Raw genomic sequence first — 21,053 nt, 5'->3', positions numbered from 1 at the left:
AACAAAGGAGCATGAAATTATGATCAAGCACGTACTTATCGGCCTGCTGACACTCGCCGCCACCACGGCTTTCACGCCGCTCGGTTCGATAACGCCGGCCTACGCGGTCGACAACATCGAGCCGGACCCCGCGGTTGACCTTACCTCGGTTCGCTCGAAGATCGATGCGAAGGACTATGCCGGCGCTTTGGCCCAGCTTCGCGACCTGGCCGAGACCGACCAGCAGGCTGATGTCTACAACCTCCTCGGGTTCACCTTGCGCAAGACCGGCGACTTCGACACCGCCCTCACCTATTACGACAAGGCTTTGCAACTTGAACCGGATCATAAGGGCGCCCACGAATATCTCGGCGAGCTCTATGTCGAGACCGGCAAGATGGACAAGGCGCAGGAGCAGCTTGCCTCGCTGACCAAGCTATGTCCGGCTGGTTGCGAGGAACTGGATGATCTGCGCAACTTCATTGCGGCGAGGTGAACCAATGCCGCGGGCGGTTACTTGCCGCCCGCGACGTGCGTCGACAGCATTTTCCGTCGCGATATATGCAACCATTCCTTGCAGTAAATGAGCCGGAAGCCGTTGACAGGGTTGGCTTTCCGTAGCGGTATATCGATTGGCAGCGCCAAGTCCGGCAAGAACTCGGATCCCTATCGCGCCACCACTAAAACAAATCGGAGTGAACTCGATGACGGGTAGAATGAGCAAGGTCGCGCTCTTGGGCAGTGTGATCAGCCTTTGCATGGCAACGGGCGTGATGGCTGCGACGATAAAGGAATTGCAGGGGGCCTGGACCATGGACGGCACCAAATGCGAGGATACCTTCACCAAAAAGGGCAAGTCCACGGTATTCAAGGATAGAACGGCATCAACGTCCACCGGATTGCTGGTCACGGGAAGCAAGGTCGCAGGGCCCAACGCGATCTGCACAACAAAGAGCGTTCGCAAGCAGAAGGACCGGGTTTCGGCCAATCTCAGCTGCGTCGACTCGATGATCCAGAATGATATGACGGTCACGTTCAAGATCGTCGACGCAAAAACATTCCAGCGTTACGATCCGTTCGGCGACAATATGTATGTCACCTACCAGAAATGTGACATGTGAATAGACAAGGGCTCGCCGCTATAATGCGCGCGAGCCCTTTGACGTTTCCTGATCAGAAATGCAAGACGACGCCGAGGATCGGGCCCTGCTGGACGACGTCGAAAACAAAACCGTCATCGCTGTAGTCGACTCCGAGGGCACGGTAGCCTGCTACGGCCGATACCTTCTCGTTGAACGAATAGCCGATCCCGCCTGCAACGTCCCAATCAAGGTTTGCCTGGCCGCCACCAACCAGGCCCCAGCCTGTTAGATAGATATTGTTGGTAAGCGAATATTTGCCACGCACGCCGGCAAGTGCATCAACCCATGTAGCACTGTCGCTTCGATCGACGCCGTCAAGTATGCCGCCGTTGAATGAAATCTCAGTCTTGGCGTACCAGAGACGGGCAGCTGCGACGAGGTCCAGATTGCCTCGGTCGTTTTGCAGCACCGAATAGCCGCCGCCGAGCAGGCCGGCAAACGTTTCGGAAGACACACCGACGCTATCCGCCAATATTCCTCGCGGTGTCCCCGATGCGTCTGAAATCTTGCTGTACATCACGTCGGCAAAAATGCTGTACCGGTCGTAGCGCGCTTCGCCGATTGTCATCGCGGCAAAGTCGAGCTCGTCCCAGACATCACTGAAACTCATATCCGTATGTACGGGCGGGAGGCCGAAGACGCCCGTATCGCCGGACATTCCCGCCGCCCAGAAGTAGGGACTGACCGCGAAGGTCCAGCCGTCCTTCTCGACCTGGTTCACTTCCGGCGCCATGGCGGAGTAAATATCAGCGGCGCGTACCGGGCTGGCGGCGAGCAGACCTGCAGCCAGTACGGACACAAGTGCGATAGGATTTTTCATGTCATTCCCCCGAGTTCTGCGCAAAGCACTCAATCCTCGACCGGTTCCCATGACTTGTCAGGATTGAATGACCTTATCTCCTTTGCGCGCTTATCGGTAGCCGGGCCAAGGTCTTTTTCGTAGATGGTGCCATGATGGCTCACAACAAATGTCTTGACGCCCGTTTCGTCATAGACAGCCGGCCAGGCGATCAGCGCGTAACCTGCGATCATGTTGCCATTGATGACGAAATCATACTTGCCGCCGGCGATGTTATCGCCCTGCGACCTGAGTATTCTGTAGCGATAGCCGAAATACCCATGATCCGAGGCAGGAGCGCCCTCGATCTTGCTTGCTTCGCCGAAATTGCCGGCAGGGCTCTCCTCGCCGCCTGCCGATGGCCAATAAAGTCCATCCTGCTTGCCTTTGTCGCTTATGAGCTTTTGGGCAAATTCAAGCACGCCATCGCCGTCGTGATCGCTTTGGGCGTAAAGCACCTGCGCGGCGACGTAATTGCGCATGGTCTTTATGGCTTCAAGTTCGTTTTCACCGATTCGCCGCGCCAAGACCTCTTCGAGGCCGGCAAGCGTATCAAACTGCCAACCGGCATCATGCTTGACCAGCGGAAATGGGAAGGGCCAGTCGAGATTTCCAAGGATGACGGTCTTTGAGCCATCCTCGCGATCCTTGAGTTCGGCACGCTCCTTCGATGCCTTCTGGAGATCGCTCAGCCGGTCGTCGAAATCATCGGATTTCTTCGCAGCCGCTGCGTTGAGGCCCAGAACCTTTGCCAAGGCATCCACATCCTTTGCATCGAGGTCTCTCTTCAAGGCATCGAGCGCTTCGCCCGGTTCCTTGAACGTTTGCGGCTCAGCGCCGACAAAACGCTGCAAGGAGGGTTCCGCCGCAAATGACGGTGCAGAGGGGGCCGCCAGGGCAATAAAGGCGGAGGCAAGCAGTATTTTGAAAGTGGTCCTGTACATATCGAAATCCCTTCAAGGAATGCGCAATTGGTGTTGAGCGATCAGCGATGGAAACGGCCGCCGCCGCCGTGAAAACCACCACCACCGCCGTGGAAACCACCGCCACCGCCGTGGAACCCGCCACCACCACCGCCTTGGAAGCGGCCACCGCCGCCCTGGAAGCCACCGCCACCCTGGAAGCGCTGTCCGCCGCCACCGCCACCGAGGCTCAGATTGCCCCGTTGCGAGGCAGAGCGGGCGTCGCGACCCGGTCCGTAATTGCCGAGGGCGCTCGGCTGCCTTGGGCGATTGTCGACGCGGCCAGCGGCCTTCTGCGCATTGGCACGCACATTGCCCTTGTTCTGACCAATGTTCCTGTTTCCGGCCTGGTTTTGTAGCTTGCCTGCGAGATCGCCGCCTCCAGCCTGATTTTGGAGCTTTCCAGCAAGATTGCCGCCGCCGGCCTGTCCCTGGAGCTTGCCAGCGAGATTGCCGCCCTGCCCCTGCAGCTTGCCGGCAAGATTGCCGCCGCCCTGCTTCAGCTGATTCTGGACGTCGCGCCGCACATCAGAACTCTGCAGCCGCGATCCGACGCCGGCAAGGCCGCCTCCAGCGCCAAGATTCTGCAAGCCGCCGTTTTTGAGATCGAGACGGTTCGCATTGTTTTCGCGCAGATTGTTCGTGATCGAATCGCGATCGAAATTGAACTTGCTGTTGTCGAAATTGAGATTGTTGATGTTGTTTCTGTCGAAATGGAAATCGTCGCGGTTGAAGTTGTTGACGTTGATGTTGACGTCATTGCCTCCCCACGAATGCCAGTTATTCCAATCGACGGCGGCACCGAACGCGACCCCGGTCACGAAGCCGGCCCAGTACGGCGCGTAAGGATAATAATAGGACGGATAGGGGTCGCCGTAGACAATGGGCGCGGCCGCGACATAGGTAGGGCTCGTCAGGATGACGGGATCATAGGTCGGAACGTAGGTCACTTCCTTCTTGGCCGGGCGGATGATCACATTGTCGTTCTTGGTTTCGACGACGACCTTGTCGTTGGACTTGATCGTGCCATTTGCAACCGCCTTGTCACGCAAATCCTGGATGGCGACGAGCACGTCCTTCTGCTGATTGACGACGGCGGTTTCGAGCTGCTGCGTCCAATCAAGGTCGTCGCTCATCATCTTCAGGACCGTCGGATAATTGAGGAGCGATACCACGCTTCCATCCCATGCAGCGTCCGGCTTTGCGTTCGGCTTGTTCTGTTCGACAAACCGCTCGGCCTGAACGATCTGCAGCGGGTTGAGGCTGGCCGACAATACCAATGCGACAAGATCGTCGGGATAGAGCGCGATCCGCGCAACGAGGATTTGCAGTTCGTCCGCCGTCATCAGCACCGGCGCTTCTGCGGCGGGCGTTGCAGGCGTTGCGGCTGGCGCCGCCGCCGGTGCAGGTGCGGCGGCGGTCTGTGCGAAGGCATGGTTTAAATCAGGTCCGGAAAATAAAATGAATGCGACTGATGAAATGAGGGCAATCGTCTTGTAGTGCAATGGCATTCCGGCATCTCCTTGGTGGTTCGCTTTCGCGACAGGCAATTTCATTGCTTGCTTATGGTTACGTAAGAATACTCACATCTTTTCGAGCGACAGCACCTGCCCCGTCTGGTCGATCAGGCAGGTCGAGCGCTGACCCTTTGCCTCGAGTATGATCTGGTATTTCCCGCCGTCGAGCGCGCTCGAACTGACCGGCAGCACCGAAGCGTGATTGGCGCCGAACTTTTGCGTCGCGGCGTTGGCACAGGCGACCTGCAGGTCGGCTGGAGCAGTCTGCTGCGTATTTCTCGCCATGTTTTCTGGCGCAGGCGTATTCGATACGCATCCCCCGAACGTCAAGGTGCCAGCGGCAAGCGCAATCCAGACAAGCGTTTTCGTGTATTCCCGATCAGACTTCCAAAGCATCGTGTCCCCCTGCTCCAGTTGCTTAAACACCTTTGTAAAGTGAAGCGCCCTGCATGAGCACGATCACCTTGGCGCCGACCTGTATCTGTGAGGCAAGATCGACGATATCGTCATTGTTCATCCTGATGCAGCCCGACGAGACGTTAAGTCCGATCGACCAGGGTTCAGGCGTGCCGTGGATGCGGTAGATGGTGTCCTGGTCGCCATCATAGAGATAGAGCGCCCTTGCGCCGAGCGGATTGTCGGGCCCGCCGGGCATGCCGCCGGCAAACTTGACGGCGTTCGGATCGCGCGCCACCATTTCTGCGGGCGGAGTCCAGGTCGGCCACTCGGCAATGCGGCCGACGCGGACGATGCCTGCCCAACCAAACCCGTCACGGCCGACACCGATACCGTAGCGAACAGCCTGACCACCGCCTTTGACCAGATAAAGGAAATGCTGGTTGCCATCGATGATGATCGTTCCAGGCTTTTCGGCCGTGCGGAACGTAACCATTTGCCGGCGGAACGCTTCCGGAACCTGGCCGTTGGCGGCGTAGTATTTGCGCGCCTTGCGGCTGTCGTAGGGTATCCAGGTACGCGTCTTCACATCGTAAATCTGGGTCTTCGGAACTTGCGCGAAACCAAGTCCGAACGGAGCGACCAGAACCAGGCTTGCCACCGCCACCCCGGCAACGAGCTTCGCCCTCAAAGGATTACGCAGGTGCATGGTCATTGCCCTCCCCCCTTTACCCACTTCGCGATACGATCCGGGTTCTTTTCCACCCAGGCCTCGGCGTAGTCTTCCGGCGTCTGGCGGTCGACTTCCACCGCATAGCTCATGTCGGTGATTTCCTCGGGCGTGAAATCGATGCTTTCGAGGAACTTGGTCACCTCGGGCTTGCGCGTTGCCAACGCCTTGGCATAGGCGATGTGAAAATGCGCCTTGTCCCATGCGACGGGCGCATTCGATTTGGCGAGCCAGTCGGGATCGTCGGCGGGAAGGACGACATGCCACTTGGCTGGGTCGAAGGCTGGCTCATCGAGCTTGACGATATCATGCAGCTTGAAGACGACGTGCGGGCTATAGCAGGCGAAGACCACGGGCTTGTCCGCAGCCTCGGCCGCATCCACTGACGCCATGCCCATATCCTCGGGCATTTGCAAAAGCTGCAGGTCCTTGTCGTAACCATAGCTCTTAGCGCGGATTTGCTCGATGGCCGTCGACGACCAGGTTTCGGCGCCGACCCACATCTCGCCCTTGCCATCGCCGTCGGTATCCAGCGCGGCGGTCTTCTTGGCGTCCAAGAGATCGGTCACCGAGTGAATTCCGGTCTTTTCGACCGTCTGCTTGGTCGTGCAGATGCCCTGCCAAGCATCGACGCCAGTATCGGCGAGTTGAACCTTGTCGGCATATTTGGTGACGAGAGAATTGAGGTTCGGCAGCCACACCTCGGGATGCACGTCGACCTCGCCCGACGCAAGGCCGGCAAAGGCGATCATCGTACCCATCTCGCGAACCTCGACGTCGAGGCTCAGTTCCTTCTTCAGGGCGCTCTTTATGATGTTGGCCGTTACTTGGCCCGAAGGCCAGTTCGGCATAGCGACCACAAGATCGGCGGCCGCGGCCAGTCCGGACTGCCCCATTGCCAGCAGCAACGTCAACGCTGCGGTCTGTCCCAACCGTGCCATCCTCTTTCGCAGCGGCGGTCCCCCCAAGCCAAGCTCATCCACAGATTGCAAATGGCTCCCGAACGATCGTTGACTCATGTTCAGCGCTCCCGCTGTTTTCGTTGCGCGCATTAGCCAACATCGCGTCCGTTACCGGAAGTACGTAACAGTTAATTTTTGCCGCATCGTCGTTTCCAGTGTAGGGGTAAACCGTGCCGGCGAGATGATCGTGGCAGATGAATACGAGGATTGGCATGACACGAATTCTGATCGCGGACGACCATGAGATCGTCAGACAGGGCGTCCGCGCGATCCTGTCGAAGCGCGATCGCTGGGAGGTCGTGGCGGAAGCCGGCGACGGTCGCGACGCCGTCGAACAGGCGCGCCTCAGTGAGCCTGACATCGCCATCCTCGACTATGCCCTGCCTTTCATCAACGGCGTGGAAGCGGCGCGCCAGATCAGGCTGCACAGTCCCAAAACCGAAGTCCTCATCTTCACCCAGCATGACAATGAGGCGTTGCTGCGCAGCATCCTTGAGGCCGGCGTTCGCGGCTACCTCCTGAAATCGGACGCAACGCTTTATCTCGTACAGGCCGTCGAGGCCCTGGAACATCGCCAGCCGTTCTTCACCAAAACCGTCTCGGACATCCTGGTCTCGTCCTATCTCGCCAAGGCGGACGCTTCGCCGAGTGTCCTGACGTCGCGCGAAACCGCAGTGGTGAAGCTCATCGCCGAGGGGCACAGCAACAAGGAGACGGCAGCAATTCTCGGTCTCAGTGAAAAGACAGTGGAAAGCCATCGGGCGGCCTCGATGCGCAAGCTCGATGCGAAGTCGACCGCCTCGCTGGTTCGCTACGCGATTCGCAATCGGCTGATCGAAGCTTGACCGGATGGCCGTCGCATGAGCTTTAACAAACTGACATTTTCATCCATTACTAGCTCAAGCCAGCATGTACACAGTGTCGTCGTTCGGCGCGTATCGTTTTGTTTTAGTCCGGAGCAATCCGCCTGTTTGAAAGCATGACCATGGTTCGTCGATCTTCGAAAGCACTTTTGTTCCGGTCCGTCCGCACATTCTCCCCCGCCATTATTGTCCTTGGTTTGGCCCTTGCCGGATGCGCAGGGCACCCCAAAGGCGTGATGGCGCCGGTCATGACCACCGGCGCGACCGGTGGCTCGTCTGTCGATATGCTGGTCGTGACAAGCCGCGTGCCCTCGGACGATCCGGCAACGCTTTTTACCGGCGAGCGTAGTCCAAAACCCTACCTCACCGATATTACGGTCTCGATTCCCTCCGACAAGATTCGCAAGCCCGGCACCGTTCAGTGGCCGAAGCGGCTACCGCCCAATCCGAAGACCGACTTCGCGGTCACCCACGTGAAGGAATTGAATTCGGTCGCCGAAGGACGCGCCTGGTTCCGCGAGCATGTTGTCGGTGGCCATGCGCTGGTCTTCGTGCACGGGTTCAACAATCGCTATGAGGACTCCGTTTTCCGCTTTGCCCAGATCGTGCACGACTCCGGCGCACAGGTGACGCCGATCCTCTTCACCTGGCCCTCGCGCGCCAGCGTCTTCGACTACAATTACGACAAAGAGAGCACCAACTATTCGCGCGTCGCCTTCGAGCAAACGTTGCGCACGCTCGCCAACGATCCCGAAGTCAAGGATATCACGGTCATGGCCCACTCGATGGGCACCTGGCTTGCCATGGAGTCGCTGCGCCAAATGGCAATTCGCGACGGACGCGTAGCGCCGAAGATCGACAATGTGATCCTCGCTTCACCGGATATCGATGTCGATGTGTTCGCGCGGCAATTCACCGAGATGGGAGAAAAGCGCCCGAAGTTCACGATTTTCGTTTCGCAGGACGACCGCGCTCTCGCCGCGTCGCGTTTCATCTCCGGCGATGTGCAGCGGCTTGGAGCCATCAATCCGGCGGAGGAGCCCTACCGCTCCAAGCTGGAACACGCAGGCATCACCGTTATCGACCTCACCAAGGTGAAAGCCGGCGACAGCCTCAACCACGGCAAGTTCGCCGAGAGCCCGCAAGTGGTCCAGCTTATCGGCCAGCGCCTCGTGACCGGACAGACGCTGACGGACTCCAACGTCTCGCTTGGACAGGGCATCACGGCAGTCGTTGCCGGCTCGGTCAGCACCGTCGGCAATATCGCCGCGAAAACCGTTGCGGCGCCCCTGACCGTGATTGAAGAGCCGAAGCGCATGCCGAAGAAGAGCGACGAACTGGGTTCTACCTTGGGCAGCCCGACACCATCGAAGGAACTGAGCTACTAGGGTGATGCGATGACCGACGATCACAAGGACGGCCAGCAGTTCCTCATTGCGCGTGGGGGGCCGTTCTACGATCTGCAGCTGCAAGCGAAACTCGTCCGTCGCCAGGACCTTAAACCCACGCTGCGTGCCGCCCTTTTCGTGGCGCTCAGCTGGGGTGTGCCGCTGCTCTTGAGCTTGGTCGCAGGCACTGCTTTCGGGCCGCTTGCCGAGCGGCCTTTTCTGCTCGACCCCGGACCTTGGGCCCGCTTTTGCCTTGCCATCGGCCTGCTGGTGCTTGCCGAGACCCAGATCGAGAACAATCTTCGCGAAGGTGTGCGGAACTTCTTTTCGGGCCCATTGCTTCCCGAAGCATCCAGGGCCGCGGCCAGCGCTGCCGTTGCCAAGGCGCTTCGGCGGAGGAACGCGCCGGCCGGTGACCTGGTCAGTCTCTTTCTGGCGATCCTCTCCTCCTTCCTCCTCTACCACAACATGCAGGACCAGCCACTGGCTTCCTGGGCGGCGACCGTGGGGCCGGAAGGTCCGACACCGAGCCTCGCGGCCTGGTGGGCGGTTGCCGTCAGCAACACGCTATTCTGGTTCCTCGCCGCCCGCGCATTCTGGCGCCATATCATCTGGTCGATGCTGCTTGCGGATTTTTCCAAGCTGGAAACGCGACTTGTCGCAACGCACCCGGACGGCCACGCCGGCCTCGGTTTCGTCGGCCAATACCCCAACGCCTATGTGCTTTTTACGGTGGCCGTCAGTTGTGTGATCGCAGCATCGGTGACCCACGAGGTGCTGCATGGCAGCTTTACCGTCACTGCAATCGCCCAGGTGATGGGGCTCTGGCTGGCCCTCATTTTCGCCTATTTCGGCATACCGCTCGCGGGCTTCATAGCGCTACTCGCCAACTTCAAGAAGCGCGCGCTGCGTGCGGCGAGCGAACGCGGGACGGACTTCCAGCGGCAGATCGAGCGCAAGACATTCGGCAAGAATCTCGTGGCCGATGACGGCAAGGCGCTGGCCGACGATGAGCTCGGCGATCCCGGCAAATTCTACGACGCCGCCAAGAAGCTTTCACCCATGCTGGTGACGCGCTCCACCCTGGTACCGGTGTCCGCGGCCGCTCTGCTTCCGTTCGTCGCGGTCGCGATAACGCAGCTGCCGATCAAGGAACTCGTACCGGTGCTGAAGCGCCTGCTGCTTCTCTAGCCGCCTTTGGCTCCGGCATTGACCGCGTCGGCATGCTCGCCGAGGCGCTCCACGAGCATCGAATAGGCAACGTAGTATTTGAAGATGTTGCTGACGTACTGCACCGTCTCGCGCCCGATGATATCGGCCGCCGAATTCTCCACATTGCCGAACCAGATATTCGGATCGAGCCCCATCTGCGTGGCCCTTTTCCGGAACTTGTTGAGGTTGCCGGGGCCGGCATTATAGGCGGCAAATGCCATCAGCTGGCGGTCGCGTTCCTTCATGTCCGGCTCGTTGAGATAGGTATCGATAAGATAGCGCAAATATTTCGACCCGGCTTCGACATTGCGGTCCTGGTCCTTGTCGATGCCGTTTATGCCAACCGCCTTGTCTCGCGCCGTGGCGGGCAGCAGTTGCATGATTCCGACAGCGCCCCGCGGGCTGCGTTTCGCCTGATCGAGCTTCGATTCCTGATAACCCTGGGCCATCAGCATCAGATAATCGAAGGAATAGGTCTTGCCGTGCTTGCGGAAGATCTCGACAAGCTGCTTGAACTTTTCCACGTCTTCGCCCGAATAGTCGCGCTGCAGGATCTTGTCGCTCTTGAAATATTTGCTGCGCAACATGTTGCCGAACGCTGTGCCAACGCGGTGGGCGGCGACGAAAGTGTCGAGTTCCTTCTTGAGTTGCGGGCTGTTTCTGCGGATCGCCCAGGCGATCTCGCCGTCCTTGGCGACTGCAATATCCTCATGCACCTTGATGTCGGTGAAAATCGTCGCCCAGATATCTGCCTTGTACTTGTCGACGACGGTGTACTGCAAAATGCCGGCATTGACCATTTCGAGGATGTCTTCGTCTTCGAGATTGTCGTCCATGATCCTGAGCTTGATCGGCTCCTTGCCGCGCGACTTAAGGTCCTCGTTGACCTTCAGGAGATGCTCGTAATAGCTGCTCGTTTCCCGCACTGCGAGTTCCTTGCCGGACAGTCCGTCAAGGTTGAATACCTCCTTTGACGCCGGCCCTGTTACCAGCACCTCGCTTGCCTTGTCATAGATAGGGATAGTGAAATCGACCTGCTTCAGGCGCTCGGGCGTGATCGTCAGGTTGGCCATGATGATGTCACCAAGCCCTTCGTTCAACGCCGGTATCAGCCGGTCGCGTCCCATTGGGATAAATGCGACGTGGATGCGATCGACCTCACGCTTCTTGCCTGTGTTGATCGCCGTCTCAAGTTCCAGCCCGAAATCGACTGCCGTGCCGAGTTGTCGGCCCTTATCTAGGAAATAGATTGTCTTGCTGTAAGGAACGTGGACCCGGACCAGTCGGCGCTGCTTCATTCCCTCAAGATCGTCCAGATGGGCCTGGACGAGGGATTTTGTTTCCGCCAGCGCCAGACTTGCAGGCACGCACAAGAGTGCCAGCGCGAGCGCGACAGCACTGACGAACCACCTCTTATTCATTTGTTTTGGGCCTCCCCGCCCAGCAGCGCCGTGTCGCTATGGTTTCCCAGGTTCTATCCCGGATGAGCAACGGCAGTGTGCTGGTGAGATTTCACCGACACCACCACTCCCTGCAAGTACGTAACTGTTAATTGGTTGCGGGAAGCGGCTGGGCCAACGGAAGACCGGCCTTGACCAGCCCGGCCTCGAGCCCATCGATCATGGCCGGAGCATAGCGGCGCGCAATCATGTCGGCGCGGAACGTCGTCCAGAAGCGGTCGTGGTAGCGGGTCAGACGGTCCATGGTTTCCCGGACACCCGAGGCATCACCCAATTGGCCGAAGGCTGCAAGTTCAAGCACATCGGCCAGATAGTTCCCCGAATGACCCATCTGCTGAACCTTGAGCACCGCCTTGGTGAAATCGCCCTTTCGATAGGCGTCAAGCGCAAGGATCAACTCGGCATCATCCTGCGTGCCGTTGATCTGTTCTGCCCTGGAGGCGAGGTTTGCGCCCTCGGTCCAATTGCCATTGGCGAAGAACATCGCGCCAAGCTTGGCTGGAATGAAGCTATTGTTGGGATTGAGCGCCATCGCCCGATAGCCCGCAACGAAGGCCGCTTCACTCTGTCCGTTATGATAGAGCGCCAGCATTTGCGCATAGCCGGCGCGGTCCGACATCGGCGCCAATGCAACGGCCTTATTGGCCAGAAGCAGCGCCTGCGCTGCAGTGCCGTTGACGACTTCCGGCGCCGCGGACTCGATCATGGTGACCGCCATGGCGGCGTTGGCATCGGGATTGTTCGGCATGGCTTGCAAAGTGGCGGCGAGACAGTCGCGAACAGCGTCGAGCTCAGCAGCATCTTGCCGCTCGAGCGCCACCCCGGTTCTGAGGATACAGCCATTGCCGAGACTGGGGGCTGCGAGTTCTCGCGTATACTCGATATTGTTGATGACGCCTTGCGGGCCGGCGAAGCGGGTGGCGAGATCGGTTACAAGCTCGCGGCGAACCTCCGTGTCCGGCCGGTCGTCCGGGGTAGCACGCTCCACCCCCGACCGCAGGGCTTCGCCGCTCACCGGATCGACGACCTGCCACCAAACCGCGCGGCCATTTATGTCCGGGTGGTACTTGAGGACGACATGGTAGGGATTGGCAGCGCGCCGGGCGCTTCGGAACCAGCTAAGCGCTGGAAGCGTCGCCCTTACCGGCGATGGCATTTCTGCCGCCGCCAGCGTCAAAGTCTGAAATTGCGAAAGCGCCGTCATCAGATAGTCGCGGATGAGGCCGGCTTCCGCATCGGTGCCATCGCCTGCCAGCTTCATCTCGACAGCAACGACCGGCTTTTCAGAAAAAACACGGCGGTTGGCCGCAACTGCCACGAGAGAAATCGCTGTGATACACACGACGCCTGCTGCAACGGCAAGATGCCGCTTGGTCATGAAGCTGCGCGAAGGCTGCGCCGGGGGCAAGACGGGCTGTTCTTCCGCCTCCTCGCATTCTTCCACGACCTCCGCTTGCGGCGGCGCCTTGGTGAATACGGGTATGTAGCGGCCGCGCGGCAGTTCGATGCGTACGCTGCCTTCCTCGGCCCGGCTCTCATAATATTGCGCCAGGGAGGCCCGAAGCCGGGTTGCTTCGATGCGGACGATGGGATCGGTCGTCGGGTCGAAACTCGAGGGCCGGCCAAAGACGTCGACGGCAATCGTATAGGCTTTTACCGAGGCTGCCCGGCCCTCGAACATCTCCTGGGCGACGAACCTGAGGAAATTCCGGTTACGTTCTGTCGAATGGAATTGTGAGTCCGAAAGGAGCCTGTCGAGCTCCGCCCGCGCCTCTTCTTCGGAAATCCTCTCCGAGTCTGGCATGTCGACATTGAAGTCAACTTCCATGTTTGCGCCCCACCCCAGTTTCACTGGATAGTAGAATTGAACGGAACGCTACGCAACGCCATACGGGAAATCCCCCAGGTTGCGATGGAATTGTCCTGACGCAAGACCAGGTTGAGGAGATCAGCGGTCGATAGTGGGGACGCTCTACCTCAGTAGCTTCTGCCGCGCGTGGCGATGCAGATGTCGATGACTTCACTCTCGATGTCAGCGCAGAGCATTTCATATTCAGCAATCAGCTTGAGATCTTTCGAGCCGTTGCGGCGCAAGCGATCAAGCGTGGAGCTGGCCTCGTCGAAGGCATCGCACAAGCTTTGCAATGTCGTATTCCGCGCACTGAGGACCTGCAGCTGCCCACGCATCGCAGGCAGCCTGAGCATCAATTTCCACAGTCCCCTTTGGGCAGACGCGGTCGACATCGCTTCAATTGCATCCCCTGCTCGTTGTTCCGTCGAGCTCCGGTCGGGCCGCAATCAGCAATTATATCCCCAGGCCCCGCTCGGTCATTGATCATAGGATGATGTCTCGCCTTATGGGAGTACGTAACGGTTAACAGGGGTCCGTTGCCGCAAATCCGCGAGCCCAAAAAACGAAATGTTTTGCCTTGGATGAATTTGGATTGCCCCCTTTTTGGTCGTTCTACCCTGGCATGGGCGGGAGGCCGTAAACGTTACAGTTACGAACTTGTCATGCAGGATGGAATCTGGCTCACCTTGGCTTTCAATTAAAGGATGAAGACCATGAGATATTTAAGTTATTCGTTAGATGTATTGATTATGGCCATCGGTGCGATTTCGTTAAGTGCGCAAGCCGCATCGTCGCAGGAACACGCAGACGTAAATGCTGCAAACAACCCGCTGACGCCCAAGATCACGCTGAATTTTCATGACTACTATGTTCCCGAACTGACCGGACTGCCGGGCGACCGCTACGCAAACCAGTTCCTGCTGCGCGGTCTCGTGCCTTCGGACCTTTTCGGTGCACCGCAACTGATCCGTTTCACGCTTCCGGTCGCGACCGCACCGGAATTTCCGACAGGATATACGACGGGCCTGGGCGATCTGACGCTGATGGACATTTTCCTGGTGCCCGGCAAGGAGATTTCATTCGGCGCCGGCCCGCTCGTCGTCCTCCCGACTGCGACGGACGATGCCCTTGGCGCCGGCAAATGGCAGGCGGGCGCCGCCGGCGTTGTGGTCGCCCCGCAAAGCTGGGGCCTGCTCGGCGGTCTCGTCACCTACCAGACGTCATTTGCCGGCGAAAGCGACCGGGATGATGTTTCACTCGCAACGTTCCAGCCCATCGTCAATTTCAACTTGAGCAAGGGTTTCTACCTCAGGTCATCCGCCATCTGGAACTTCGACCTGGAGAGCGGAAACTACTCGGTTCCGGTCGGTTTTGGCGTCGGCAAGGTGTTTCAGGTCAACGACAAGGTGACGATGAACGCCTTCGTCGAGCCGCAATACACCGTCTTCGATCACGGCCGCGGCAATCCCGAGTGGCAGGTATTTGTCGGTGTCAACTTTCAGTTTGCGCTGGGCAAATAGGCGAGATCATTTGGCCGTAACCTGACTGAACGACATGCCGTCGATCTTGCCTTCGTCGAGCCGATAGACGAGGGCTTGCAGGGTCGTCACGCCATTGCTGTTTGGGCCCTGTTCATTCGAGTAACGGATAATCCCGTCATGAATGCTCATGCCGAAAGCCTTTTGCAGATCCGTCTCGCCATCCTTCAAGCCCGGCACAGGAAGCATCCACGCCGTCAAGGTTTCAGGACCTTGCGAGCAGCCTGACCGCGCAGTCTCGCTCTCCTCGGCCGATACCATTGTCAGGAGCCGTTTCGAACCCGCTGCTTCACCATTGGAAATGAACCAGAGATTCGACGCGTGGCCATCGAGCGCAACCTGATAGCAGAGCCAACTGACACCATTGGCGCCCGAACCGCGCGTCCTGATCTCGCCGCCAAACGCCTTCTGGATTGCATCGAGCGTGGTTGCTCCGAACGAAATGTCGAGCATGTCCGCCTTGAGCATATTGTTGAAGGGCTTGGGCATTTGATAGGACGTTGATTTAGCTGTGCCACCCGACAGGATCAGCGATGGAAAGCCCGAAAGCCGTACGTCGTCAGCCCTCGCCTGCGCAGCCCATATCCATGGACCGGTGGCGATGATCATTGCACATAGCGTCTTCACGGTGACCGCCTTCATTCACGTCTCCTGCTGCGTTTTCACGTCTAGCGTGCAGACATCATGAGCGCATCTCATCCGAAGACAAAGTACTTAACTGTTACAGAACGCTCTGCGAGAGGCGGATAAAATTTCGTCCCGTTCCCGGTAAAATCAAGGATTGCGTTACAGTTACGTACTTCCTTCGGAAGCCCGAAAGCATGCAGGTTGTCCAAAGCCCAATCCAGGGCAGAAACACGCGCATCGGTTGCAGAGGCCTGATAATGCCTCCGCCCAGACACGAGAGTACAATGCTTCAGCACGAAATATGCCCCCAGTCTCCAGGAGGATCCTGATGTCAGTTGAATGGAAGATTGATTTAAGCAGGCTTTGGCAAGCTTGCGTTCCGAGCGGAGCCAAGGCGAAGACCTCGCTTCTCGCCGGCGCCGCCATAGCGACAGGGATTGCTTTTGCGCAATGGCCCGGAGTTCAGGCCGCGCAGGCGCAGGACGCTCCCAAACCCAACATCCTCGTCATTTTCGGCGACGATATCGGCCAGACGAACATCAGCGCCTATACCCGCGGCCTCGTCGGTTACCAGACACCGAATATCGACCGCATCGCCAAGGAAGGCATGATGTTCACGGATTACTATGCCGAGAACAGTTGTACCGCCGGTCGCTCTTCGTTTATCACCGGCCAGACGCCGTTGCGCACCGGTCTTTCCAAGGTGGGCGCGCCCGGAGCGCCGGTCGGGCTCCAGGATCGCGACATCACGATCGCCCAGGCTCTTAAGCCGCTTGGCTACAACACCGCCCAATTTGGCAAGAACCACCTTGGCGACAAGGATGAATATCTGCCCGTAAAGCACGGTTTTGACGAGTTCTTCGGCAATCTCTATCACCTCAATGCGGAGGAAGAGCCGGAACGACCCTATTGGCCGAAGGACCCCAATGATCCTTTTGTCAAGAATTTCTCACCGCGCGGCGTGATCAAGGCAACGGCCGATGGCAAGATCGAGGATTCCGGTCCGCTGACGACGAAGCGGATGGAAACGATCGACGACGAGACCACGGGTGCGGCGATCGATTACATCAAGCAGCACAGCAAGAGCGACAAGCCTTTCTTCGTCTGGATGAACACGACCCGCATGCACGTATTTACCCATGTGCGGGAAGAGTATCGCGGCAAGAGCGGCATGCCTGGCAATGAATATGCCGACGGCATGTGGGAACACGATCAGGACGTCGGCAAGCTTCTGAAGACGCTCGACGACGAAGGCATCGCCAACAACACGATCGTCGTCTACACCACCGACAACGGCCCCAACATGTTCTCATGGCCGGATGCGGCGATGACGCCGTTCCGCAGCGAAAAGGATTCCAACTGGGAAGGCGCGTTCCGCGTCCCGGCGATGATCCGTTGGCCAGGCAAGATCAAACCCGATACCGTGAGCAACGACATGTTCTCGGGCCTCGACTGGTTCCCGACCCTGCTCGCCGCTGCCGGCGACACGGATATCAAGGACCGGTTGTTGAAGGGCGCCGATATCGGCGGCAAGAACTTCAAGGTGCATCTCGACGGCTATAATCAGCTGCCTTATCTCGAAGGTCAGCAGCCGAAGAGTGCGCGCAACGAGTTCTACTATTTCGACGACGACGGTAAACTTGTCGCCATGCGTTGGGACAACTGGAAAGCGGTGTTCTGCGAGCAGCGCGCGCCAGGCAACCTCAACATCTGGCAGGAGCCCTTTACCTGCCTGCGTCTTCCCAAGATCTTCAACCTGCGCATGGACCCCTATGAGCGCGCCGACATCACTTCGGACCAGTACAATGACTGGCTCGTGAAGAACGCGTATCTGACGGGTATTGCCACGTTGAAAGCTTCGGAGTTCCTGCAAACCTTCGTCGATTATCCGCCGAGCCAGAAGCCGGCAAGCTTCAGTGTCGATCAGGTGGAGGAAGCCGTTCACAAGAAGATCGACGAGGAACTGGCAAAGCAGAACAAGGCGCAATAACGCCCGTTTGACTTCGACAGCCGGCTGGCGCCCACACGATGCGCCAGCCGAATAATCCATTGCGGAGCGCATCAGATGAGCGTTGATACGCAACTTTCCAACCAGCCTGCCGGTGCCGAACAGTTTGAAGTTTCCATGCCCCAACGATTGACCCTTACGGCGCTGCCTGCCCTTCTGCTTTTCGCCTCGGGGTTTTCAGCTCTGGTCTTTCAGGTCGTCTGGGTACGGCAACTCTCGCTGATCGTTGGCGTCGACGTCTATGCCGTCACGGCTGGCGTTGCAGCGTTCATGGCAGGGCTGGCGCTCGGTAATCTGTTGCTCGGGCCTGCAATCGATCGCAGCAATTATCCCTTTCGGTTTTATGCGCTGCTCGAGGCGGGTGTCGCCCTTTGCGGCATTGCAGTTACCGTCGCGCTCGCACATTTCGCGCCGTCCTTTGCAATTATCGAAAATTCTGCTGCGCCCGTCGCCTGGTTGATCGTTTTCGCTCTTGTCGGTGTTCCCGCCGTCCTCATGGGCGGCACGCTTCCCGCGCTGGTGCGTTCGGTAGCGACGTCGAACCGCGATATCGGCCTCAAGGGCGGCAGCCTCTATGCGGCAAATACGGCAGGCGCCATTGCCGGGACCCTCGCCGCTGCATTTCTCCTCATCCCCTATCTTGGTGTCTCCGGCACCGCCGATGCTGCGGCAGCGCTGAGCCTTCTTGCAGCTGCCCTTGCGCTCGTCCTTGCTTCGCCTGCGCAAGCGCAAACCATCTCGCCTGCCAATGTGAATTCCCGGAATGTCCGACTTGCCCTGTTTCTCTATTCCGTCGCGGGCGGCATCGCACTGGGCTACGAGGTCATCTGGACCCAGTCCATCGTCCAGTTCATGAGCACACGCACATTTGCTTTCGCCATTGTGCTCGCTACCTACCTCGTTGGTTTGGCCGCAGGCTCCGCACTGGCCTCCAGATGGGTCGACCGCGTTCGCGACCACTGGAGCATTTTCGGCCTGCTGATCGCCGGCGCGGGCCTCATCGGCCTTTGCGGCATCGCGTTCCTCAGCAACTGGATCATCATGCTGCAGTCCATGGCCGAGTACTGGCTGCTGCAGCTGACAGGAAACCAGCTTGCGGGAATGTCGGCACGCTTTGCGGTCGCCGCGATCCTCATCGTGCTTCCAACGACGCTTCTGCTTGGCGCCGCCTTTCCCTTTGCGCTCAAGCTGGTGGTTGAAGATGGCCGCACCGGCAGCGGCGTCGGGCTCGTCAGCGGCTGGAACACGCTCGGCAGCATTATCGGAACGGCGCTGACGGGCTTTGTGCTCGTTCCCACTTTCGGCTTCGTCGGCTCGTTCGGCATCCTCGCCGTCGCTGCCGCCATCATTGGCCTGATCGCCGTGTTTCGCAATGTCGCGGCCGTACGCCTCCACCGCATTGCCATCGCATCGGTCGGCGTCCTGACGCTGGCCCTGGCCTTCCTCATCCCCTCTGATCGCTTCGCCAGTCTGCTGCCGGGTGCCCAGGCCGGAAGGCTGGTCTTCTACGAGGAAGGCCTTGGCGCAACCGTCGCGGTCGTCGAACAGGGCCGTGACCGCAAGTTCCGCCGACTCTATATTCAGGGTGTCTCCAATACCGGAGACTCCCTGCCCTCCCTGCGTTACATGCGGCTGCAGGCGCTCCTTCCTCTGATAACCATGCAAAAGCAGCCGCAGGCGGCGATGGTTGTCGGCCTCGGAACCGGCATAACCGCAGGTGCGCTCCTTGCTTATGACGGGCTTAACCAGCGCGTCGCCGCCGAACTCCTCCCGGGCGTGCAGCGGGCAGCGAACCTGTTTAACGGCAATTTCAATGCTGCCTCATCGCCCGACCTCGATATCAGGCTGCGGGACGGCAGGCGCGAACTGCTTGGAAGCGAAGAGTCCTACGATCTCGTAACACTCGAACCGCCGCCGCCCTCGGCGGCAGGGGTCGCCAATCTCTACTCAACCGATTTCTACAGGCTTGCCGCATCACGGCTGCGGCCCGGCGGCATGGTCGCGCAATGGCTCCCGTTGCCGACGCAAAACGATGAGGATACACGCTCGCTCGTTCGAAGCTTCATCGATGTCTTTCCGCACGCATCCCTATGGACAACCGAACTGCATGAAATGCTCCTCATCGGCTCGCTCGAACCCATGAACCTCGATGTCGCTCAGATGAGCGCACGGTTCGAACAACCCGGCGTGAAACAGGCCTTGCGCGAAGTCGGCGTCAGTTCACTTCCTGAATTGATGGCCACATTCGTGATGGATCGCAAGGGACTTGAAACCTATGCCGGAGACGCGCCCCCCGTGACCGACGATAGGCCCCGCATCGAATATGCGGCGTGGGTGAGACCCGACACCTTTCCGACAGTCCTGCCGAAACTTCTCGCCCTTGCAAGTGAACCACCGCTCGTCAATGCCGATGCGGCGTTCATCACATCGACGAAGCAGGAGCGGGAAATTCTTCACACGTTCTATAATGCCGGCCTAAGCGCCTATCGCGGTGATCGGGACGCCTGGCAGCGCAACGCTGCATTCGTGAGCGACCATGCACCGGACAATGCCTATTATGCCTGGTTTTTCGGCGGGAACACACAATGAGCGCACGTGACGATATTCTCGCATTGGGCAAGCGCATCGGCCAGTCGATCATCGGCCAGGACACGATGGTCGAGCGGTTGCTGCTTGGCCTTATCGCCAATGGACATCTGCTGGTGGAAGGCTTGCCGGGCCTTGCGAAGACCCGGGCAATCAAGAGTCTGGCCAAAAATCTCGATGCCGAGCTGTCGCGCGTGCAGTTCACGCCGGACCTTCTGCCGGCCGACATCACCGGTTCCGAAATCTACTTCAGCGAGGGCGGCAAGGGCGAGTTCAAATTCCAGCAGGGCCCGATCTTCGCCAACCTGATCCTTGCCGACGAAGTGAACCGTGCGCCGGCCAAGGTGCAATCGGCGCTGCTTGAAGCGATGGAGGAACGCCAGGTGACCGTCGGGGGCAAAAGCTATCCCCTGCCCGACCTTTTCATGGTGATGGCGACGCAAAACCCGATTGAGCAGGAAGGAACGTATCCGCTCCCCGAAGCCCAGCTCGACCGCTTTCTCATGCATGTCGAAGTGGGCTACACCGACGAGGAGTCGGAGGCGGCGATCATGCGGCTCGTTCGCAGCGAGGAGACTGCAACCAAGTCCAAACCCGGCAAATCCGACGACAAGCTGGACCCCAAAGCAGTCTTCGATGCCCGGGCCGAAATATCGGCCATCACCGTGTCCAAGCCGGTCGAGGACTACATGGTGGCACTCGTTTTCGGGACGCGCTACCCCGACAAGATCGACGCGGATCTCGCCAAATGGCTGCAGGTCGGTGTCAGCCCGCGCGGCGTCATTGGCCTCGATAAGGTTTCACGCGCCTATGCTTGGCTGAAGGGCCGCGACTATGTTACGCCCGACGATGTCAAGGCGATCGTCCATGATGTTTTCAGGCATCGGCTGATCCTGTCCTATGAGGCACATGCCGCGAATATCGGTCCCGACAAAGTCATCGACCGGATCGTCGAACGCGTAGCGGTGGCCTGAGTGCCATGGCGCCCGCCGT

At 59.1% G+C, this 21,053-nt stretch carries 19 protein-coding genes; 9 read left to right on the top strand and 10 right to left on the bottom strand.

The genetic code is table 11. From position 1 onward, the window contains the following. Positions 1 to 19 precede the first annotated feature (19 nt). Together GF108_RS16750 and GF108_RS16745 are read left to right on the top strand one after the other, a co-directional pair. Complete coding sequence (locus GF108_RS16750) at positions 20 to 475, top strand: tetratricopeptide repeat protein (protein ID WP_153669173.1); 456 nt, start codon at positions 20 to 22, stop codon at positions 473 to 475. 208 nt (positions 476 to 683) lie between these two features. After that, positions 684 to 1,100, top strand: coding sequence for a hypothetical protein (locus tag GF108_RS16745; RefSeq protein WP_153669170.1), 417 nt, complete (start codon positions 684 to 686; stop codon positions 1,098 to 1,100). Positions 1,101 to 1,152: 52 nt separating this feature from the next. Here the strand turns inward: GF108_RS16745 and GF108_RS16740 are convergent, their stop codons facing one another. The 6 genes from GF108_RS16740 to GF108_RS16715 form a co-directional block, all read right to left on the bottom strand. Next, positions 1,153 to 1,941, bottom strand: a complete 789-nt coding sequence (locus GF108_RS16740; protein ID WP_153669168.1) for a hypothetical protein — start codon at positions 1,939 to 1,941, stop codon at positions 1,153 to 1,155. Positions 1,942 to 1,970: 29 nt separating this feature from the next. Next, complete coding sequence (locus GF108_RS16735; protein ID WP_153669166.1) at positions 1,971 to 2,903, bottom strand: DUF2950 domain-containing protein; 933 nt, start codon at positions 2,901 to 2,903, stop codon at positions 1,971 to 1,973. A gap of 41 nt (positions 2,904 to 2,944) precedes the next feature. After that, on the bottom strand, positions 2,945 to 4,432 hold the full coding sequence (locus tag GF108_RS22270; RefSeq protein WP_210386091.1) for a DUF3300 domain-containing protein: 1,488 nt from the start codon (positions 4,430 to 4,432) through the stop codon (positions 2,945 to 2,947). A gap of 72 nt (positions 4,433 to 4,504) precedes the next feature. Then, entirely contained in the window at positions 4,505 to 4,834 is a 330-nt protein-coding gene (locus tag GF108_RS16725; RefSeq protein ID WP_246663982.1) for a hypothetical protein, read from the bottom strand. Positions 4,835 to 4,856: 22 nt separating this feature from the next. Continuing rightward, entirely contained in the window at positions 4,857 to 5,549 is a 693-nt protein-coding gene (locus tag GF108_RS16720; RefSeq protein ID WP_027231578.1) for a L,D-transpeptidase, read from the bottom strand. Beyond that, complete coding sequence (locus GF108_RS16715) at positions 5,546 to 6,505, bottom strand: glycine betaine ABC transporter substrate-binding protein (RefSeq protein WP_153669164.1); 960 nt, start codon at positions 6,503 to 6,505, stop codon at positions 5,546 to 5,548. The genes GF108_RS16720 and GF108_RS16715 overlap by 4 nt, the downstream gene beginning before the upstream one ends. 233 nt (positions 6,506 to 6,738) lie before the next feature. Here GF108_RS16715 and GF108_RS16710 point away from each other — a divergent pair, with 233 nt between their 5' ends. The 3 genes from GF108_RS16710 (at position 6,739) to GF108_RS16700 (ending at position 9,968) form a co-directional block, all read left to right on the top strand. Next, complete coding sequence (locus GF108_RS16710; protein WP_027231580.1) at positions 6,739 to 7,371, top strand: response regulator transcription factor; 633 nt, start codon at positions 6,739 to 6,741, stop codon at positions 7,369 to 7,371. A 140-nt stretch (positions 7,372 to 7,511) separates the two neighbouring features. After that, the gene (locus GF108_RS16705; RefSeq protein WP_153669162.1) at positions 7,512 to 8,777 is read left to right on the top strand and encodes an alpha/beta hydrolase; all 1,266 of its coding nucleotides are present in this window, start codon (positions 7,512 to 7,514) and stop codon (positions 8,775 to 8,777) included. Positions 8,778 to 8,786: 9 nt separating this feature from the next. After that, the gene (locus tag GF108_RS16700; protein ID WP_153669160.1) at positions 8,787 to 9,968 is read left to right on the top strand and encodes a hypothetical protein; all 1,182 of its coding nucleotides are present in this window, start codon (positions 8,787 to 8,789) and stop codon (positions 9,966 to 9,968) included. Here the strand turns inward: GF108_RS16700 and GF108_RS16695 are convergent. The 3 genes from GF108_RS16695 to GF108_RS16685 all read right to left on the bottom strand — a co-directional run bounded on the left by GF108_RS16695 (position 9,965) and on the right by GF108_RS16685 (position 13,654). Continuing rightward, complete coding sequence (locus GF108_RS16695) at positions 9,965 to 11,410, bottom strand: lytic transglycosylase F (protein WP_153669158.1); 1,446 nt, start codon at positions 11,408 to 11,410, stop codon at positions 9,965 to 9,967. The genes GF108_RS16700 and GF108_RS16695 overlap by 4 nt on opposite strands. Positions 11,411 to 11,537: 127 nt before the next feature. Then, positions 11,538 to 13,277, bottom strand: coding sequence for a M48 family metallopeptidase (locus tag GF108_RS16690; RefSeq protein WP_153669156.1), 1,740 nt, complete (start codon positions 13,275 to 13,277; stop codon positions 11,538 to 11,540). Positions 13,278 to 13,426: 149 nt separating this feature from the next. Further along, positions 13,427 to 13,654, bottom strand: a complete 228-nt coding sequence (locus GF108_RS16685; protein ID WP_228019418.1) for a hypothetical protein — start codon at positions 13,652 to 13,654, stop codon at positions 13,427 to 13,429. Positions 13,655 to 14,050: 396 nt separating this feature from the next. Between GF108_RS16685 and GF108_RS16680 the strand changes: the two genes are divergently transcribed. After that, on the top strand, positions 14,051 to 14,821 hold the full coding sequence (locus tag GF108_RS16680) for a hypothetical protein (protein ID WP_370462217.1): 771 nt from the start codon (positions 14,051 to 14,053) through the stop codon (positions 14,819 to 14,821). 6 nt (positions 14,822 to 14,827) lie between these two features. Here GF108_RS16680 and GF108_RS16675 read toward each other — a convergent pair whose 3' ends face one another. Further along, positions 14,828 to 15,481, bottom strand: coding sequence for a hypothetical protein (locus GF108_RS16675; RefSeq protein WP_153669153.1), 654 nt, complete (start codon positions 15,479 to 15,481; stop codon positions 14,828 to 14,830). 313 nt (positions 15,482 to 15,794) lie between these two features. Between GF108_RS16675 and GF108_RS16670 the strand changes: the two genes are divergently transcribed. The 3 genes from GF108_RS16670 to GF108_RS16660 all read left to right on the top strand — a co-directional run bounded on the left by GF108_RS16670 (position 15,795) and on the right by GF108_RS16660 (position 21,034). Next, the gene (locus GF108_RS16670; RefSeq protein WP_153669151.1) at positions 15,795 to 17,456 is read left to right on the top strand and encodes an arylsulfatase; all 1,662 of its coding nucleotides are present in this window, start codon (positions 15,795 to 15,797) and stop codon (positions 17,454 to 17,456) included. Positions 17,457 to 17,531: 75 nt separating this feature from the next. Continuing rightward, a complete protein-coding gene (locus tag GF108_RS16665) occupies positions 17,532 to 20,063 on the top strand; it encodes a fused MFS/spermidine synthase (protein WP_210386090.1) in 2,532 nt (843 codons plus the stop codon). After that, positions 20,060 to 21,034 (top strand): MoxR family ATPase, encoded by a 975-nt coding sequence (locus tag GF108_RS16660; protein WP_153669149.1) that lies wholly within the window; start codon positions 20,060 to 20,062, stop codon positions 21,032 to 21,034. The genes GF108_RS16665 and GF108_RS16660 overlap by 4 nt, the downstream gene beginning before the upstream one ends. The last annotated feature ends 19 nt before the right edge of the window (positions 21,035 to 21,053 follow it).

The organism is Phyllobacterium sp. SYP-B3895 (genome assembly GCF_009647635.1).
Lineage (GTDB): Bacteria > Pseudomonadota > Alphaproteobacteria > Rhizobiales > Rhizobiaceae > Phyllobacterium > Phyllobacterium pellucidum.
The sequence above is the reverse complement of the archived record's forward strand: the minus strand, read 5'-3'. Positions and strand labels throughout refer to the sequence as shown.

What these genes read in the sequence shown, in the direction of transcription:
- GF108_RS16750 (WP_153669173.1), top strand. Translation starts at nt 20, where the DNA reads ATGATCAAGCACGTACTTATCGGCCTGCTGACACTCGCCGCCACCACG.
- GF108_RS16745 (WP_153669170.1), top strand. Translation starts at nt 684, where the DNA reads ATGACGGGTAGAATGAGCAAGGTCGCGCTCTTGGGCAGTGTGATCAGC.
- GF108_RS16740 (WP_153669168.1), bottom strand. Translation starts at nt 1,941, where the DNA reads ATGAAAAATCCTATCGCACTTGTGTCCGTACTGGCTGCAGGTCTGCTC.
- GF108_RS16735 (WP_153669166.1), bottom strand. Translation starts at nt 2,903, where the DNA reads ATGTACAGGACCACTTTCAAAATACTGCTTGCCTCCGCCTTTATTGCC.
- GF108_RS22270 (WP_210386091.1), bottom strand. Translation starts at nt 4,432, where the DNA reads ATGCCATTGCACTACAAGACGATTGCCCTCATTTCATCAGTCGCATTC.
- GF108_RS16725 (WP_246663982.1), bottom strand. Translation starts at nt 4,834, where the DNA reads ATGCTTTGGAAGTCTGATCGGGAATACACGAAAACGCTTGTCTGGATT.
- GF108_RS16720 (WP_027231578.1), bottom strand. Translation starts at nt 5,549, where the DNA reads ATGACCATGCACCTGCGTAATCCTTTGAGGGCGAAGCTCGTTGCCGGG.
- GF108_RS16715 (WP_153669164.1), bottom strand. Translation starts at nt 6,505, where the DNA reads ATGGCACGGTTGGGACAGACCGCAGCGTTGACGTTGCTGCTGGCAATG.
- GF108_RS16710 (WP_027231580.1), top strand. Translation starts at nt 6,739, where the DNA reads ATGACACGAATTCTGATCGCGGACGACCATGAGATCGTCAGACAGGGC.
- GF108_RS16705 (WP_153669162.1), top strand. Translation starts at nt 7,512, where the DNA reads ATGGTTCGTCGATCTTCGAAAGCACTTTTGTTCCGGTCCGTCCGCACA.
- GF108_RS16700 (WP_153669160.1), top strand. Translation starts at nt 8,787, where the DNA reads ATGACCGACGATCACAAGGACGGCCAGCAGTTCCTCATTGCGCGTGGG.
- GF108_RS16695 (WP_153669158.1), bottom strand. Translation starts at nt 11,410, where the DNA reads ATGAATAAGAGGTGGTTCGTCAGTGCTGTCGCGCTCGCGCTGGCACTC.
- GF108_RS16690 (WP_153669156.1), bottom strand. Translation starts at nt 13,277, where the DNA reads ATGGAAGTTGACTTCAATGTCGACATGCCAGACTCGGAGAGGATTTCC.
- GF108_RS16685 (WP_228019418.1), bottom strand. Translation starts at nt 13,654, where the DNA reads ATGCTCAGGCTGCCTGCGATGCGTGGGCAGCTGCAGGTCCTCAGTGCG.
- GF108_RS16680 (WP_370462217.1), top strand. Translation starts at nt 14,051, where the DNA reads ATGGCCATCGGTGCGATTTCGTTAAGTGCGCAAGCCGCATCGTCGCAG.
- GF108_RS16675 (WP_153669153.1), bottom strand. Translation starts at nt 15,481, where the DNA reads ATGAAGGCGGTCACCGTGAAGACGCTATGTGCAATGATCATCGCCACC.
- GF108_RS16670 (WP_153669151.1), top strand. Translation starts at nt 15,795, where the DNA reads ATGTCAGTTGAATGGAAGATTGATTTAAGCAGGCTTTGGCAAGCTTGC.
- GF108_RS16665 (WP_210386090.1), top strand. Translation starts at nt 17,532, where the DNA reads ATGAGCGTTGATACGCAACTTTCCAACCAGCCTGCCGGTGCCGAACAG.
- GF108_RS16660 (WP_153669149.1), top strand. Translation starts at nt 20,060, where the DNA reads ATGAGCGCACGTGACGATATTCTCGCATTGGGCAAGCGCATCGGCCAG.